Origin of the sequence: Thiohalophilus sp. (assembly GCF_034521165.1) — a bacterium.
In the GTDB taxonomy this organism is placed as follows: domain Bacteria; phylum Pseudomonadota; class Gammaproteobacteria; order UBA6429; family Thiohalophilaceae; genus Thiohalophilus.
Genome location: NZ_JAXHMV010000012.1, coordinates 1 through 15717 on the forward strand (window position 1 = coordinate 1; position 15717 = coordinate 15717).

Below are 15717 nucleotides of genomic sequence, written 5' to 3' on the forward strand. Positions count from 1 at the left end.
AACAACGAAAAGGCCGGTTTTCCGGCCTTTTTTTATGCCTTCGGGTCATGAGCCCGACGCGCTAAGCGCTCGTCGGTCTCGCTGGTTCTCTAATGGGCCGAAGGTCAGCGGTTCAAATCCTCTCCCGACTACCAACTCAAGAAAAAGGCCGGTATTTTTACCGGCCTTTTTTATTGTCCGTGGTGCAGACCCCGTCGGTGCAGCGACGCTGCAGGCGCCAGCGGGCGAAACGGCGATAGCCCCAATCCAGCGGACGCTGCAGGCGCAGCAGTGTCACAAACCGGCCCAGATGGCGGTAATACGGCAGTTCCTGCCACAGCGTCAGGAACGCCTCGGCACCCTGGTAAATCTGTCCCCCGGAACCGCGCACATGCAGATAGGTCATGGCCGCCTGCGGGGTGATGCCATGACGGCTCAGTTGTTCGGGATGCTGGTTGATATCGGTCCACTGGATGCGGGCCTGACGATCCAGACGACGGTAGTGCGCGACCTCGCGCCGACACAGCGGGCAACCGCCGTCATAGAACATAATCGGTCTATCATGGGTCATGACGGTGAATTCTCCTGCAACTGACCGAGCACGGGTGGGCGCCGGTTGTCCGGTTTGCTCAACAGCATCTGTACGTCGCCGATGGCCCGCTCTTCGAAGCCGCCTTCGCAATAACATAGATAGAACTCCCACATGCGAATGAAGCTCTCCGGGTAACCGAGTTGTTTGACCTGTTCCAGGTTGTCAAAGAAACGCGTGCGCCAGTCGGCCAGGGTGCGCGCGTAATGCGGGCCGATGTCCTCCAGGTGAGTGATCTTCATATCGCTGCTGCGGGCGATACTGCTGGCCATGCTTGATATCGCCGGGATGAAGCTGCCGGGAAAGATGTAGCGCTGGATAAAGTCGACCGAGCGTAAGGCGGCCTGATAGCGTTGATCGGCGAGGGTGATCGCCTGCAGCAACATGATGCCGTCGGGCTTGAGCCGCTCGCTGCATTTGGCGAAATAGGTGTCCTGGTACTGATGGCCGATCGCCTCGATCATCTCGATCGAGACCAGCTTGTCGTACTGACCTTGCAGATCCCGGTAGTCCTGCAATAACAGTTCGATACGATTTTCCAGACCCAGTTTCTCGATGCGGGCTCTGGCATACTCGTATTGTTCCCGCGAGAGGGTGGTGGTGGTGACCCGGCAGCCGTAATGGCGGGCCGCGTGGATGGCGAAACCGCCCCAGCCGGTGCCGATCTCCAGCACGTGATCGTCCGGACGCAACTGCAGTTTCTGGCAGATCCGTTCCAGCTTGGCATGGGAGGCCTGGGCTAGGCTGGTGTCGTCATGATCGTAGATGGCGCAGGAGTACATCATGCTCTCATCCAGAAACAGCCGGAAGAAGTCGTTACCCAGATCGTAGTGGGCCTGGATGTTTTGCCGGCTGCCCTGACGGGTATTACGGTTCAGCCAGTGGAATGCCCTGTACAGGGGTGCGCGCAATCGCGACAGGCTGTCATCCATGCCGTCCAGCACCGTACGGTTGCGCAGCAGCAGGCGCACCAGTCGAGTCAGGTCACTGCACTGCCAGCTGCCGCGCATGTAGGCCTCGCCGGCCCCGATGCTGCCGCCGAAGGCCAGGTCGCTGTAGAACTCCGGATGCTTCACGTTGACGGATACCTTCAGTGTGGCCTGTGGGTCACCAAAATGGTATTGCCGGTCACCTTCGTACAGGGTCAGGCTGCCGTCCTGCAATTGCGTCAGGCGCGCCATGACACCGCGCCGGGCCAGACGATCCAGCCAGCGGCTTCGGCGTGGCCGGGCAGAAGCCACATTCAGGGGAATAATCGAAGCTTTCATCGTGGTTTCGCCGAGGGCGGCGCCTCCTTGTTGTCGGGATGGGGATAAAAGGGGGTACGTTTGAGCCACAACTTGAGAGCCTGCCAGTAGATCGCACTGATGACCTTGCCGGTCATCAACGGATAGCTCACCAGCACTCGCGCCAGATGGCGATGATTGATGGGACGTTTGTCCAGACGCAGGGTGGCATCGAACAACTTGCTCTCCTGCTGCCGGTTGATCATGTGCACGGCAAGCTGTTCGCCCGGGGTCGAGAAGCGCCAGTCGTACTCCAGTTCCATGGGCATAAAGGGGGAAACGTGAAACTCCTTGCCGAACCGGTAGCGCTTGTATTGCTGCCGGCCCCGGTTGCCCTGTTCTGAAAGCACATAGCAGTGCTGTTCGCCCCAGGGGGTGTTGTTGACCTCGGCGACCAGGTATTCGAGATGCTGATCGTCCGGATCGAAACAGTAATAGAAGCTGACCGGGTTAAAGCCGTAACCAAAATAACGCAGATGGGTCAGCAGGCGTATCGGCCCGTTGGGTCGATGGCCGGTCTGCTGTTCTACAAGCTGGCGAATGGCGTCGGCCAGCGGCACCGCCGGATCGCCATGATGGTCCGCACGCCGGAACCAGGCCAGGTTGAAGCGCCGGGCCGACCATAACCCGAAGCGGTCAAACAAGCCCGGTAATTCGTCCAGATCCAGGTAGAGCATGAACAGGCGGTAATCAAACGCGTGTTCCTGCGGTACAAAGCGGCGGTGTCTAACTCGCCCTTGATAGATACAGCTGTGCATGCTGTCGCTCCTCGAAATGTTTCAGGGCGTTCAGGGCACTGACGACGCCGTCTTCATGAAATCCGTAGCGCCAGTAGGCACCGCAATAGAAGGTGCGTAACGGCCCGTTGATCTCGCCCTGGCGCTGCTGGGCGGCGATCGCCTGCGGTGTAAATACCGGATGGTGGTATTGCAGGCGTTTGAGGATCTTGCGCTCGTCGATGGCGGCAGTGTGATTCAACGTCACGCAAAACGGGGTCCTGTGCCGGATGCCCTGCAGGATGTTCATGTTGTAGGTGATGGCCACCCGATCCTGCTGTTGTCGCAGCAGATGATAATTCCAGGCCGCCCAGGCCAGTTTGCGCCGGGGTAACAGGCTGCGATCGGTGTGCAGCACCGCCTCGTTGTCCTGATAGGCAATCGCACCCAGCACGCTTCGTTCCAGCGAGGAGGGGTCCCTGAGCATCGCCAGGGCCTGATCGCTGTGCGAAGCGATGAACACAGAGTCATAGTTCTCGGGCGGTTGCCCCGCGCTGGTCACTTCCACGTGGTTGGCAAAGCGTCGGATCGATGTGACCGGGCTGTTGAGGCGAATGCGATCGCGATACGGCCGGATCAGCCGGTTGACATATTCTTTGGAACCGCCGCGTATGACATACCAGGTCGGCCGGTCGTTGACACTCAGCATGCCGTGGTTGTGGAAAAAGCGGATAAAGTAATACGCCGGGAACTGCGGCATCATCTCGCTGGTGGAGGACCAGATCGCCGCGCCCATCGGCAGGATATAGTGCTCGATAAACTCTCGCCGGTATCCGCCGCGCGACAGATAGTCTCCCAGGCTCAGAGATTCATCCTGTTGTTCCAGCAACTGCGGCGCTTCTGTGTTGAAGCGCAGAATATCATTAATCATCCGGTAGAAGCCCGGGCGCAGCAGGTTACGCCGTTGGGCAAACAGGCTGTTCAAGGTCGTGCCGTTGTATTCCAGTCCCGTCTTGTCGCATTTGACACTGAAGCTCATGTTCGAGGCCTGCACGGGAACATTCAATTCGTCTAACAGACGGGTGAATTCGGGATAGGTCCGGTAGTTGAACACGATGAAGCCGGTATCGATCGCCAGTCGGCGATCTTGCCATTGAATTTCATGGGTATGGGTATGCCCACCGATATAATCATTCGCCTCGTACACCGTGATGTCATGTTCCTTCGACAGATGATAGGCGGCGACATTGCCGGCAATCCCGGTACCGATGATGGCGATCTTCATGCTGTTGACTCCCGGGTCGGTTGTTTGCCGGCTGGCGTTGTGCCTGCTTCACGGAGGATACGTTGCGGAACCGGGCGCAGGTCCCAGATCAGACCCGTTGCGGCCAGCAGCCGGAGCAGGTAATAGGTGAGATCGATTTGCCACCAGCGGAATCCCTGTCGGGCGGAGCCGGGATAGTAGTGGTGGTTGTTATGCCAGCCCTCGCCGAACGTCAGCAGGGCGAGCCACCAGTTGTTGCGGCTGTCATCCCGGGTCGAATAAGTACGCCGGCCGACCCGATGAGCCAGCGAGTTAATGGTGAAAGTGATGTGGTAGAGCACCACGGTGGAAATCACAAACCCCCACATCACCATCTGCGGACCATTGGTTCCCCATTCCGGGGCGCCAAAAGCCAGTACCTCGCCCAGCAGGTAAAGCGCGGCCATCAATAACAGGGGGACCAGCGCATCGAACCGATCCAGAAAGCGCAGCTCGGGATAGCGGGCAAAGTCCCGTATGCGTTCGTCGGGGATGGCAAAATTGGCCTGCGAAAGAAACCAGCCATGATGACTCCACCAGAAACCCTGCTGTCGGGGTGAATGCACATCGCGGGGTTGATCGGATCGGGCATGGTGTTGGCGATGATGTCCGGCCCACCATAACGGGCCGCGCTGAACGGCACTGGCGCCCAGTACCGCGAACACGAACTGGGTTGCACGAGAGGTCTTGAAGGCGCGATGCGAGAAATAACGGTGATAAAAACCGGTAATCGCAAACATGCGCAGGGCGTACAGGGCGATCGCAACACTCACCGCGATCGCACTGGCCCCGGTCCAGAACACGCCAAGCACCGCGACGTGCAGGACGATGAAGGGGACGGCCCTCAGCCAGTCTATCCGGCGTTCACCGTGCGGCGTGACCGGTTGTGCCAGGCTGCTGTCAAACCAGCGCAACACGGCCAGCCAGCGGGAAGCGGATACGCTATTCAGTTGACGGGAATTATTCATCAGACTGGAAACTCCCGGAGTCGGGCGATGACGGCTCGGGCCAGGATTGCGGGACACGCTGTATCTCGCCGGTGTCGTACCCTTCCTGGTGCAAGATCGTGATCAGCTTTTTATAGGTGGCATCGCCGATCTGTGGCGTGCGCGCCATGATCCAGACGTAATCCCGTTTCAGGCGGCCGATGATGGTGTGGGTGTAGTCTTCATCGACGTAGACGATCCGGTAATCCGCCTTGATGGGCCAGATAAATTGCATTCCCCACACTGCATTGGCGTCACGGTCGAAAATATAGCCCGTCGGGTGATAAACCTTTTTTTCACCTTCGAAGCTGTCTTTACGAAAGCTGAAGGTGGTGGCAATCGTGCCATCCTCGTTCAATGAATAGGACTCGACAGCATTGTGGGCGCCGGTCTCGATGAAGGTGGGGATATTGGCAATTACATACCAGTCACCCATAAAACGCGGGAGATCCACCTGTTCCGCGGTACGGATCGGCGGATAATTGCCGCAGCCCGTAACAGCCAGGGTCAGTAACGCAGTCGAAATCATCAGGACGGGTTTCATCAGGTTCTCCGGGATTACTGGATGCGATAGCGCAGGGTTGCACCGGTTTCGGTGCTGGATTCCAGTGCCAGCCACTCATCCTGATCGGAATACCACAGGTCGATCACAAACTCCGCGTGGCGTAGCCGATAACGATTGGCTTCCTGGATCTGATCCCCCACGGTCAGCTTGTCTTTGCCCAGACGTGTGAGCGCCACGTCCTGATACTCGCCCGTCTGGGTGTTCAGCAGACGGGGCGCCTCCAGCAATCGGGGTGACCAGTAGGCAAAACTGCGAATGCAGCCCTCAAGGGATTTGTTCTCGGGACGGGAAAACGTCAGCTGGCCATTATCACGCCGGGCGTTGACCTGGCTCAGTTCACCATTGTCATCGGTGGCCGCATCCACCTCGATCAGGCAGCCATCCCGCCAGATCTCCCGGTTGTAATGCCGGTATTCATAGGCATTGATAAACCAGAATTTGACATCGAAGCGGGCCTCGGAAACCACCCGCTGTTGTTCCGCCGCATAGGCAACACTGAAGCGGTGATAGCCGATTTCCCTGTCATCCAGGTAAACCGTGAAATGCCAGTGGCGATCCGCACTGTTCATGCCGGTGCTGGCGAGCGTAACAGCGGGAAATAGTGTCAGCGTCAGGGCGACAGTCAAAACGAGGTTTTTCATGACGATGCCGCCCCGGTTTTTCTCGGCCCCGGAAAAAATGCATTGGTCTGCCGGATGTACTCGCGGTAGGCCGGGCGACGTTCGCCGATGTCCTGCTCCAGCAGTGTGACTCCGGAGAAGCGTAACAACAGGAAGGTCATCAACAGTGGGGAGACGATGGTCCACCAGCCACCGCTGGAGACGGCGAGCAGAAAGAAACCCCACCAGATACACCATTCGCCGAAATAATTGGGATGACGGGTATAGCGCCACAAGCCGGATTGCATCACCTTGCCCTGGTTAGCCGGATCGGCCTTGAAGCGGGCCAGTTGCCAGTCACCCAGGGTTTCGAAACTCATCCCGATCAGCCACAGCAGGACACCCAATGCATCGAACAGGCTCAGGGGCGACGGTTGAACCATGGCCGGCAGCAGGGGCAGGGCGGCGATACTGGCCAGTAACATCTGAAAGATGAAAATAATGAACAGGCTCTTTAGACCGAAGTGGGGTGAATACTTTGCCCTGATGCTCTGGTAACGGCGATCCTCGGGTTCTCCCCAGTTACGCCAGGTCAGGTACAGGGACAATCGCAATGCCCAGAGGCTGACGAGGATCAGTACCAGCCAGCCACGGGTTTCCAGCGGAACAGCAAAGGCATACACCACTGCGGCCGCCAGAAGCATCAACGACCAGATGCTGTCGACAATACTGACATCACGCAGGCACAGACTTAACAGCCAGGTGAGGACACCCAGCGTCAGCATGCCCGCCAGACCGTAGAGATAAAGCGACAGCATCAGATGAATTCCTTTTGAGTACGTTTGCTGATGCTTCTGTCGAGAACAGTAGCAACATACACCAGCAGGGGTGTCCAGGCGGCCCAGCCAACAGACAGTGCCAGCAGGGCGGCTTCGGGATGCAGCAGTTCAACCGCCCCCAATCGGGCGCCGGCATAATAGGCCGCCGGTCCGGCAATGGCGCCAAGCATGCCGGCCAGCAGATAGCGGTGTTTCAACCAGCCCAATGAATGGTTCATCGTCGTGGCAAACAGGGCCCACAACAGAATGATCCAGTGTGGTGCAAGATAGGCATGCCACATACCGTTGTTGAAACTCAGCCAGCCCTGCATCAGCAGCCAGCTATCCCAGAGGGTACCGAGCACTATGGCGAACAGGACCAGCAGAATCTCGCTGGCGGGATTGCGGCTGACAAACAGATGACTGATGAGAATCATCAACATGGTCAGGCTGCCATACAGTGCCAGGTTCCAGGCCGCTCCCAGTACGCCGGAGAACCAGCCAACTTGAAACAATAAAAAATTGATCAGGGCGTAGGGCATGGTCTTAACGCTTCTTGAACAGGTAATGGCTGACCCACCATTGCTGGCCATCGTCATAGCCGAACAGCTCGGCACAGGCCATGAAGAACATGCGCCAGCGCATCCACCATTGCTGGATATCCTGCTCGCCGTAGATGTCGGCGAATATGTTCTTCATCGCAGTTTTATTGCTGTCCATGCGCTCAAGCCAGGCATTGGCGGTTTTTTCATAATGGCGTCCGTCCCAGCGCCAGCGATCCTGCAGAGTCAGGTGTTGTTGAAAATACAGGGGCAGATCATCGCTGGGCATGATGCCGCCGCTGAAAAAGTGCCGGCTCATCCAGTCATTATCCGATTTATCTTCAAACGCATAGGGCACACTGCGATGGACAAAAATGTGCATGAAAAACAGTCCGTCGGGTTTCAGCCAGCGACTGATACGTTCAAACAACAGGGGATAATTGCGCATGTGTTCGAACATCTCGACGGAAACAATGCGATCGAATTGTTGATCGATCTCGAATTCGTTCATGTCCGCGGTGATAACGTCAATATTATCCAGGCCGCGTTCGGCAGCGCGCTGCAGAATAAAATCCCGTTGTGAGCTGGAATTCGAGACAGCTGTGATCCGGCTTTGCGGATAATGGCCGGCCATCCACAGTGTCAGCGAACCCCAGCCGCAACCCAGTTCGAGTATTTGCTGGTGATTGTCCAGGCGCGCGTGATCACAGGTTTGTTCCAGGGCAGCGGCTTCGGCCTCATCCAGGGTCTCTGTCCCCTCGGGCCAGTAACAGCTACTGTACTTGAGGTGTTTGCCCAGGGTGCGGGTATAGAAGCTGGCCGGTACTTCATAGTGCTGCTCATTGGCTTTATGCGCGAGCGGGGCGACTTCAGCGTGCTGCATTTGTTCGATAAAAGTCATCAGCGCGTGCGTATTACGCTCACAATCGCCGACCTCTATCTCCTGCAGACGTTCACGTAACAGGCGCCGGATGCCGTGGCGAATCAGGCGATCCGGGATATAGCCCTGCTCGGTCAGTTCGAGGGCAAGGTTTTCGGCCTGGGACATGGGAATATACTCCTCAGTTAGGGGGGTCAGGCGTTGGGAAAATGTCGGGACAGTTTGTGCATGCCGGCACCCAGATCCTCGCCGAGTGAAATCACCTGGCTCCGCTCGATGGCGGCGCTGTGCCGGGTCGCGATCGGACCGCCGATGAACACGGGAATATCGTCGCACTGGCGGGAGAGATCGCTCAGCTCTTGCTGGAGTTGATTGCTGCCGATGTCGACTGATCCGGACAGGATAATGCCCTCGCTCTGCGTGCGCCCGGCAACCTGGGGCAGTTCCGAAAGCGGCATGTTGGCGCCAAGCATAATCAGCTGATAACCGCGCGCATGCAGCGACAGGGCCAGCAGCAACAGACCAAACTCGTGCTGTTCCGAAGGCAGACAGGCAATCACCAGCCGGGGGCCCTTGTTCTGGCGATTGCGATGATGGAAGCGGGCGCCCAGTTTGTTGCGCATGAAGACACTGAAAAAATGCTCTTCGGCAATCCCGCACTCGCTCGTCTCCCAGCGCTGGCCGAATTCCCGTAACAGCGGCAACAGCAACTGGCGGGTGACCACCTCGACCGGATAGAGGCTCATGGCCTCGTTATAGATGTCTTCCAGGACGGCCTCGTCGAACTGACTGGTGGCCAGTAACATTTGCGAGATGTAGCGCTGCCAGGGTTCACGGCTGGCCTGAGTGGGGGTGTGCTCCGGACTCTGCAATGCCCGGGCAACCTGGCTGATGGCAATGCCTTCATCCAGCATCTGACAGATGCTTCGGATCTGGTTGACATCCTCGTCCGAGTAGAGACGGTGTCCGCTGGGCGTGCGCCGGGGATTGAGCAGGCCGTAACGTCGTTCCCAGGCGCGCAGGGTCACACTGTTGACGCCGGTCAGCGCCGAAACGGTGCTGATGGCATACAGGGCCGGCGCGGCGTCATGGGGATTGCTGGAGAGTTGACTCATCTTGACCTCGACAAAAGTTATACAAAATATATACAAAACTTTTCTATCTTGTCAACAATATTGCAGTAAATTATGCTAATATTTAAAAAAACAGGTAGTTATAGCAGATTTAGCCTGTACTGAGATTATACAAAAACTTGTACAAGAGGTATACAGATGAATTCTGATTTGCTTTCCCGGCTGGTCCTGTACGGCAACGATCCGGCACTGGTGAAGACGATCCGCGAGGCGGCCGAAAGCGGCGATATCGATGCCCAGTACGCCCTGGGCCTGATTTATGCCGAAGGGCGGGGCATTGAGCCTGATCTGGTGGCGGCCTATCTCTGGCTGTCCCGGGCTCTGGCGCGAGGCGACCGGGATGCCGGGGATTTACGCCACATCGTGTTGCAGCAGATGAGCCCGGCCCAGATTGCCGAAGCCGAGCGTCAGCAAAGCGGGGCGCGCTGGCAATGAAATCCTGTCTGCGATTATTGGGGTGGGTGGGGTTGCTCATCCCCTTGCCGGTGATGGGCGGCGAGTGTCCCGCCGCGCTGGATTTCAGCGCGCGCACATTGAACGAACAACAAACCATCAACCTCTGCGAGCGCTATCGCCACAGGGTGGTGCTGATTGTCAACACTGCCAGCAAATGTGCCTTTACACCCCAGTATGAAGGGCTGGAAGCGCTCTATGCACGTTACCGTTCGCAGGGGCTGGTGGTACTGGGTTTTCCTTCCAACGATTTTGCCCATCAGGAGCCGGGCAGTGAGGCCGAGATCCGCAGCTTCTGTCGGCTGACTTACGGGGTGCAGTTTCCGATGTTTGCCAAGACCCGGGTGCGTGAGGCCAATGCCGATCCCCTTTATGCCTATCTGGGTCGGGCCGCGGGAGAGTTCCCGCAATGGAATTTTCATAAATATCTGCTGGATCGCCAGGGACGGCTGGTGGGCAGTTACCCTGCTCAGGTGCGCCCCGATGCCCCGGCGCTGATCGAGCAGGTCGAAGCCCTGCTTGGCGAATAAAAGGCCGGTCACGGGTGGTGGCTGGATTTCGGCTTGTTAGCTCGCACCCCGGGCAATAACCATGTAAAATGGTTGCTTCCCTCGCGACCAGGGTTTGAAGTCCGGGGCCAAGCGGGCCGATAACCTTATCGGGCCGAGTATGTCACCGCAGCCGTATGCCTCATTGAACAGGGTGGATTCACCTTTAAACTGACGCGCAAAGCCCACATGTTTTTCAAATTGGCGCTAATTTAAGGCTGCGTTCCGGGTAAAAACCTAGTAAAATACTCAACAAATAACCTTACAAGATAAGGCGTTGAAATTTCGTGAACAGGTCAGTATAAAACCAAGTAAATTACTCGGAAATAGTCCGGAGGTTAACCAGGATGACGGCAACACCCGATACAGTGGATGAACTCATCAAACGTGGCTACGAACACGGCTTTATCACCGAGATCGAGTCGGATACGTTTCCGCCGGGTCTCAACGAAGACGTCATCCGTGCATTGTCGGCCAAGAAAAATGAGCCCGAGTGGATGCTCGAATGGCGCCTCAAGGCCTATCGCCACTGGCTGACCCTGGAGCAGCCCAGCTGGGCTCATCTGGACTATCCGCCGATCGACTATCAGTCTATCTCTTATTATTCCGCGCCGAAAAAAGCCGGCGAGGGCCCGCAGAGCCTGGACGAGGTCGATCCGGAACTGATCGAAACCTACAACAAGCTCGGCATTCCCCTGGAAGAGCAGATGGCGCTGGCCGGGGTAGCGGTCGATGCGGTATTTGACAGTGTCTCGGTGGCGACCACCTTCCGTGAGAAACTGTCCGAAGCCGGCGTGATCTTCTGCTCCATGTCTGAAGCCGTTCAGGACTATCCGGATCTGATCAAGCAGTACCTGGGTACTGTGGTGCCGCATACGGATAATTTCTTCGCCTGCATGAATGCGGCGGTCTTCTCCGACGGCACCTTTGTGTATATCCCGAAGGGCGTGCGTTGCCCGATGGAGCTGTCCACCTATTTCCGGATTAACGAGGCCAACACCGGCCAGTTCGAACGCACCCTCATCGTGGCCGAAGAAGCCAGCTATGTCAGTTACCTGGAAGGTTGCACCGCGCCGATGCGCGACGAGAACCAGCTGCATGCCGCCGTGGTCGAATTGGTTGCCATGGACGATGCCAAGATCAAATATTCGACCGTCCAGAACTGGTATCCCGGCAATGCCGAAGGCAAGGGCGGGATCTACAACTTTGTGACCAAGCGCGGGGATTGCCGCGGTAAACGCTCGCACATCTCCTGGACCCAGGTGGAAACCGGCTCCGCCATTACCTGGAAATATCCCAGCTGTATTTTACGCGGTGACGAGTCCACCGGTGAGTTTTACTCGGTGGCCGTGGCCCGCGGTCGGCAACAGGCCGATACCGGCACCAAGATGATTCACATGGGGCGCGATACCAAAAGCACGATCGTCTCCAAGGGGATCTCCGCCGGTCAGGGCCAGAATGCCTATCGCGGTCTGGTGCGCATGACCCCCAAGGCGGAAAATGCACGTAATCATACCCAGTGTGACTCGCTGCTGATCGGCGACACCTGCGGGGCGCACACCTATCCGTATATCGAGGTGCGCAACCCGACCGCCAAGATGGAACACGAGGCCACCACCTCCAAGATCAGCGAGGACCAGCTGTTCTATTGCCGCCAGCGCGGCCTGTCCGAGGAAGATGCCGTGTCGATGATCGTCAACGGTTTCTGCAAGGAAGTCTTTAACGAATTGCCCATGGAGTTTGCCGTCGAAGCGCAAAAACTCCTCAACGTCACCCTCGAAGGTGCCGTCGGTTAACCCAATCAAGTTCTGGAGGATAACGACATGTTGTCGATCAAAAACCTGCACGTGAATGTCGATGGCAAGCCCATTTTGAATGGCCTGAACCTGGAAATCGGCACCGGCGAAGTTCACGCCATCATGGGACCGAACGGTTCCGGCAAGAGTACCCTGGCCTATGTGCTGTCCGGCCGCGACGGTTATGAAGTGACCGACGGCCAGATACTTTATGAAGGTCAAGACCTGCTGGAACTGGAACCCGAAGAGCGGGCCCACAAGGGGATGTTCCTGGCCATGCAGTATCCGGTGGAACTGCCCGGCGTGAATAACATGATTTTTCTCAAAGAGTCACTGAACGCCATCCGCCGTGCACGCGGCGAAGATGAGCTGGATTCGGTCAAGTTCATGCAGCTGATCAAGGAAAAAGCCAAAATGGTCAAGCTGGATGAAAAACTGCTCAAGCGCAGCGTCAACACCGGTTTCTCCGGCGGAGAGAAAAAGCGTAACGAGATTCTGCAAATGGCCATGCTGGAGCCGAAGCTGGCGCTGCTGGATGAAACCGACTCCGGCCTGGATATCGATGCACTGCGTATCGTCGCCGAAGGCGTCAATGCGCTGCGCAGTCCGGAGCGCTCCGTGGTACTGGTGACCCACTACCAGCGGCTGCTGGACTACATTCAGCCGGATCACGTGCATGTGCTGGCACACGGCAAGATTGTCCGTTCCGGCGGCAAGGAACTGGCACATGAACTGGAAGAGAAAGGTTACAGCTGGCTCGAGGAGGGCGCGGCCGCATGAGTGCAGCCAACGAACAATCCCGTCAATGGTTTGAAAACCTGGTCAAATCCGGCCAGGTGACACTGCCGACTGACAAGTTGAACTGGCTGGATGCTGCCCGGCAGCAGGCCCAGCAGGCCATCAATACCCTGCCGGTACCCTACCGCAAGCAGGAAGAGTGGCGCTATACCAGTATCGATGGACTGCTCAAGCAGGAATTCAAGCCGGTCAATGAACCGTTCACCGCGTTGCACGCCGTCGATCTGGAAGACTGGTTACTGCCGGAGATGGATGCCTATCGGCTGGTGTTCGCCAACGGTCGCTGTGTACCGCAATTGTCGAACACCGAAGAGCTACCCGATGGAGTGCGTATCGGCAGCCTGCGTGCGGCGCTGACGACCGATCCGGATCTGCTGGCCACCTGGTTCGGGCAGACGGCCAATCATCAGCAGCATATGTTTACCGCGCTGAATACCGCGTTGATTAACGACGGGGTCTTCGTGCATGTGGCACCCGGCGTCAAGGTCGACAAGCCTATCGAGGTGCTTTACCTGAGTCTGGCCCTGGACGACGCCGTTATCGCTCATCCGCGTAACCTGGTGGTTATGGAGGACGGCAGTCAGGCGACCCTGGTCGAGCGTTTCGTCAGCACCGGGGATTCGGTCTATTTCAATAACGTGCTTAACGAGATCATTCTCAACGAGTCCGCCTCCCTGACGCATCATCGGGTTCAGGAGGAAAGTCCGCAGGCCTATCATCTGAGCAGCCTGTTTCTCTCACAACAGAAACAGAGCGAGTACCGGGGCACGGCACTGGCACTGGGTGGGGCCTGGTCGCGGACCGACTACAAGGCCCGTTTCCAGGATGAAGAGGCGGTCTGTACCCTCAATGGTCTCTACCTGGCCGGGGAGAAACAGCTGACCGATTTTCATCTGGATATCGATCATGCCAAACCCCACTGCGCCAGCGAGGAGAACTTCCGTGGCATTTTGTACGGCAAGGGCCGCGCCGTGTTCGATGGCAAGATTCTGGTGGCCAAAGACGCACAGAAAAGCGATGCGCACCTGCACAACGCCAATCTGATGCTGACCCGCAGTGCCGAGGTCGACACCAAGCCGCAACTGGAAATCTACGCCGATGACGTCAAGTGCAGCCATGGCACGACTGTGGGCCAGCTGGACCCGGAACAGGTGTATTACATGCGTTCACGGGGCATTGAGACGCCCATGGCGAAGAAGATGCTGTGTCTCGGGTTCGCTGAGGAGATTATCGATACCATTGAAATCGAGCCGCTGCGCCAGCACGTCCATGAGAGACTTCACTTTACGCTGGACCAGGTCGTAACCGAACAGTTGCAAACCGAAGAGGTGGCACCATGAGCGCCAGACATGTTGTATTCCAGCCCCAGGCTGATTCCAATGGTGGCGGCGATGCGCCGGCTATCAACAGTGACGCACCGCTGGAAGAACGCATCATCGAGGCCCTGAAAACGGTCTATGATCCGGAAATTCCGGTGAATATCTACGAGCTTGGTCTGATCTATAATGTCAACCTGGATCAGGACAACAAGGTTTTTGTCACCATGACCCTGACCACGCCGGGTTGCCCGGTGGCCGGCTCCATGCCGGGCCAGGTGGAACAAACGGTCAAGAGTGTGGAAGGGGTCAGCGATGCCGAAGTCGAACTGGTCTGGGATCCGCCGTGGACCATCGATCGCATGAGCGACGAAGCACGTTTGACACTGGGCATGTTGTAAGCAGGAGGAATGAGTATGGCTATCCAACTAACCGAAAGCGCCGCCAAACACGTTGAGTCCATGCTGGGCAAACGCGGCAACGGTATCGGCCTGCGTCTGGGTACGCGTAAATCCGGTTGCACCGGCTTTGCCTATGTGGTCGACTATGCCGATGAAGTGACCGATGACGACGTGGTTTTCGAAAGCCATGGCGTGAAAGTCGTGGTAGACAGGAAAAGCCTGGCCAACATCGATGGAACCGAGGTCGACTACATGAAGACCAATGCCATCAATGAAGGTTTTGAATTTCGTAACCCTAACATCAAGGATATGTGTGGTTGCGGCGAATCCTTCAGCGTCTGACAGAACCAACCGGCAGGAGCTTGCATGACGTCACTTGACGATATCGTCGATACCTTTGAATTACTGGGTGACTGGGATCAACGCTATCAATACCTGACCGAGCTGGGCGAGAAATTGCCCCCCCTGCCGGAAGAAGCCCGCATCGAGGACAACAAGGTCAAAGGCTGTATGAGCCAGGTCTGGGTGCACGCCTACCCCAACCCCGATGACCCCCGGCTGGTCCGCTTTCACGGTGACTGTGATACCAGTATTATCAAGGGCGTACTGGCGCTGTTGATTCAGCTGGTCGAGGATCGTACGGTGGACGAGATTCAGGAACTCGATGTTGACGAATTTTTCGAAAAACTGCGGCTGGACGAACATCTCTCGCCCAATCGCCATGTCGGTGTCTACGCCATTGTCGATCTGATGAAACAGCAGGCCCGACAGCTCAAGGCCAGTGAACAGGTTACCGCCTGATCGGCGTTTCCCGGTACATTAAAGCCTGCCACTGAACACACTGCGAGCACCGAACACACTGAAATGGGCAGTTGCATTCTGCGGTGACCTCCATGTTTTCGGTGTGTTCAGTGGTTTTACCCCTTGTTTGTGCTCAGGACTGGGAACTCAGCACATAGTATAAAAAAAGCCGGGCAGTGCCCGGCTTTTTTTCGTGGTCGCGGTCGGC

At 57.2% G+C, this 15717-nt stretch carries 19 protein-coding genes; 8 read left to right on the forward strand and 11 right to left on the reverse strand.

Annotated features, from left to right (window positions below):
- Nucleotides 1-157: 157 nt before the first annotated feature.
- The 11 genes from U5K34_RS11130 to U5K34_RS11180 are packed head-to-tail and all read right to left on the reverse strand — an operon-like array spanning nucleotide 158 to nucleotide 9378.
- On the reverse strand, nucleotides 158-550 hold the full coding sequence (locus U5K34_RS11130) for a DUF393 domain-containing protein (RefSeq protein ID WP_322568465.1): 393 nt from the start codon (nucleotides 548-550) through the stop codon (nucleotides 158-160).
- The gene (locus tag U5K34_RS11135; RefSeq protein WP_322568466.1) at nucleotides 547-1836 is read right to left on the reverse strand and encodes a cyclopropane-fatty-acyl-phospholipid synthase family protein; all 1290 of its coding nucleotides are present in this window, start codon (nucleotides 1834-1836) and stop codon (nucleotides 547-549) included. The genes U5K34_RS11130 and U5K34_RS11135 overlap by 4 nt, the downstream gene beginning before the upstream one ends.
- Nucleotides 1833-2612, reverse strand: coding sequence for a DUF1365 domain-containing protein (locus tag U5K34_RS11140; protein WP_322568467.1), 780 nt, complete (start codon nucleotides 2610-2612; stop codon nucleotides 1833-1835). Before U5K34_RS11140 ends, U5K34_RS11135 begins: the two co-directional genes overlap by 4 nt.
- The gene (locus tag U5K34_RS11145) at nucleotides 2581-3855 is read right to left on the reverse strand and encodes an NAD(P)/FAD-dependent oxidoreductase (protein WP_322568468.1); all 1275 of its coding nucleotides are present in this window, start codon (nucleotides 3853-3855) and stop codon (nucleotides 2581-2583) included. The genes U5K34_RS11140 and U5K34_RS11145 overlap by 32 nt, the downstream gene beginning before the upstream one ends.
- Entirely contained in the window at nucleotides 3852-4841 is a 990-nt protein-coding gene (locus tag U5K34_RS11150) for an acyl-CoA desaturase (RefSeq protein ID WP_322568469.1), read from the reverse strand. The genes U5K34_RS11145 and U5K34_RS11150 overlap by 4 nt, the downstream gene beginning before the upstream one ends.
- Nucleotides 4834-5403 carry a lipocalin family protein gene (locus tag U5K34_RS11155; protein ID WP_322568470.1) on the reverse strand — a complete coding sequence of 190 codons (570 nt, stop codon included), beginning with the start codon at nucleotides 5401-5403 and terminating at the stop codon, nucleotides 4834-4836. Before U5K34_RS11155 ends, U5K34_RS11150 begins: the two co-directional genes overlap by 8 nt.
- A gap of 14 nt (nucleotides 5404-5417) precedes the next feature.
- Nucleotides 5418-6065 carry a DUF6134 family protein gene (locus tag U5K34_RS11160; RefSeq protein WP_322568471.1) on the reverse strand — a complete coding sequence of 216 codons (648 nt, stop codon included), beginning with the start codon at nucleotides 6063-6065 and terminating at the stop codon, nucleotides 5418-5420.
- Nucleotides 6062-6841: a DUF1295 domain-containing protein gene (locus U5K34_RS11165; protein ID WP_322568472.1), complete on the reverse strand. Its 780-nt coding sequence runs from the start codon at nucleotides 6839-6841 to the stop codon at nucleotides 6062-6064. The genes U5K34_RS11160 and U5K34_RS11165 overlap by 4 nt, the downstream gene beginning before the upstream one ends.
- Nucleotides 6841-7383 (reverse strand): DUF2878 domain-containing protein, encoded by a 543-nt coding sequence (locus tag U5K34_RS11170; RefSeq protein ID WP_322568473.1) that lies wholly within the window; start codon nucleotides 7381-7383, stop codon nucleotides 6841-6843. Before U5K34_RS11170 ends, U5K34_RS11165 begins: the two co-directional genes overlap by 1 nt.
- 4 nt (nucleotides 7384-7387) lie before the next feature.
- Entirely contained in the window at nucleotides 7388-8431 is a 1044-nt protein-coding gene (locus tag U5K34_RS11175) for a cyclopropane-fatty-acyl-phospholipid synthase family protein (protein ID WP_322568474.1), read from the reverse strand.
- Between the two features lie 26 nt (nucleotides 8432-8457).
- The gene (locus U5K34_RS11180; protein WP_322568475.1) at nucleotides 8458-9378 is read right to left on the reverse strand and encodes a MerR family transcriptional regulator; all 921 of its coding nucleotides are present in this window, start codon (nucleotides 9376-9378) and stop codon (nucleotides 8458-8460) included.
- 156 nt (nucleotides 9379-9534) lie between these two features.
- Between U5K34_RS11180 and U5K34_RS11185 the strand changes: the two genes are divergently transcribed.
- The 8 genes from U5K34_RS11185 to U5K34_RS11220 all read left to right on the forward strand — a co-directional run bounded on the left by U5K34_RS11185 (nucleotide 9535) and on the right by U5K34_RS11220 (nucleotide 15509).
- Entirely contained in the window at nucleotides 9535-9831 is a 297-nt protein-coding gene (locus U5K34_RS11185) for a hypothetical protein (RefSeq protein ID WP_322568476.1), read from the forward strand.
- Nucleotides 9828-10379 carry a glutathione peroxidase gene (locus U5K34_RS11190; RefSeq protein ID WP_322568477.1) on the forward strand — a complete coding sequence of 184 codons (552 nt, stop codon included), beginning with the start codon at nucleotides 9828-9830 and terminating at the stop codon, nucleotides 10377-10379. The genes U5K34_RS11185 and U5K34_RS11190 overlap by 4 nt, the downstream gene beginning before the upstream one ends.
- A 365-nt stretch (nucleotides 10380-10744) precedes the next feature.
- Complete coding sequence (gene sufB, locus U5K34_RS11195; RefSeq protein WP_322568478.1) at nucleotides 10745-12193, forward strand: Fe-S cluster assembly protein SufB; 1449 nt, start codon at nucleotides 10745-10747, stop codon at nucleotides 12191-12193.
- 27 nt (nucleotides 12194-12220) lie between these two features.
- Nucleotides 12221-12973 carry a Fe-S cluster assembly ATPase SufC gene (gene sufC / locus U5K34_RS11200; RefSeq protein ID WP_322568479.1) on the forward strand — a complete coding sequence of 251 codons (753 nt, stop codon included), beginning with the start codon at nucleotides 12221-12223 and terminating at the stop codon, nucleotides 12971-12973.
- Nucleotides 12970-14331, forward strand: a complete 1362-nt coding sequence (gene sufD, locus U5K34_RS11205; protein WP_322568480.1) for a Fe-S cluster assembly protein SufD — start codon at nucleotides 12970-12972, stop codon at nucleotides 14329-14331. The genes sufC and sufD overlap by 4 nt, the downstream gene beginning before the upstream one ends.
- Nucleotides 14328-14708, forward strand: a complete 381-nt coding sequence (locus U5K34_RS11210; protein WP_322568481.1) for an SUF system Fe-S cluster assembly protein — start codon at nucleotides 14328-14330, stop codon at nucleotides 14706-14708. Before sufD ends, U5K34_RS11210 begins: the two co-directional genes overlap by 4 nt.
- A gap of 15 nt (nucleotides 14709-14723) precedes the next feature.
- Nucleotides 14724-15050, forward strand: a complete 327-nt coding sequence (locus U5K34_RS11215; RefSeq protein WP_322568482.1) for an iron-sulfur cluster assembly accessory protein — start codon at nucleotides 14724-14726, stop codon at nucleotides 15048-15050.
- 24 nt (nucleotides 15051-15074) lie between these two features.
- Entirely contained in the window at nucleotides 15075-15509 is a 435-nt protein-coding gene (locus U5K34_RS11220; RefSeq protein WP_322568483.1) for a SufE family protein, read from the forward strand.
- Nucleotides 15510-15717: the final 208 nt, after the last annotated feature.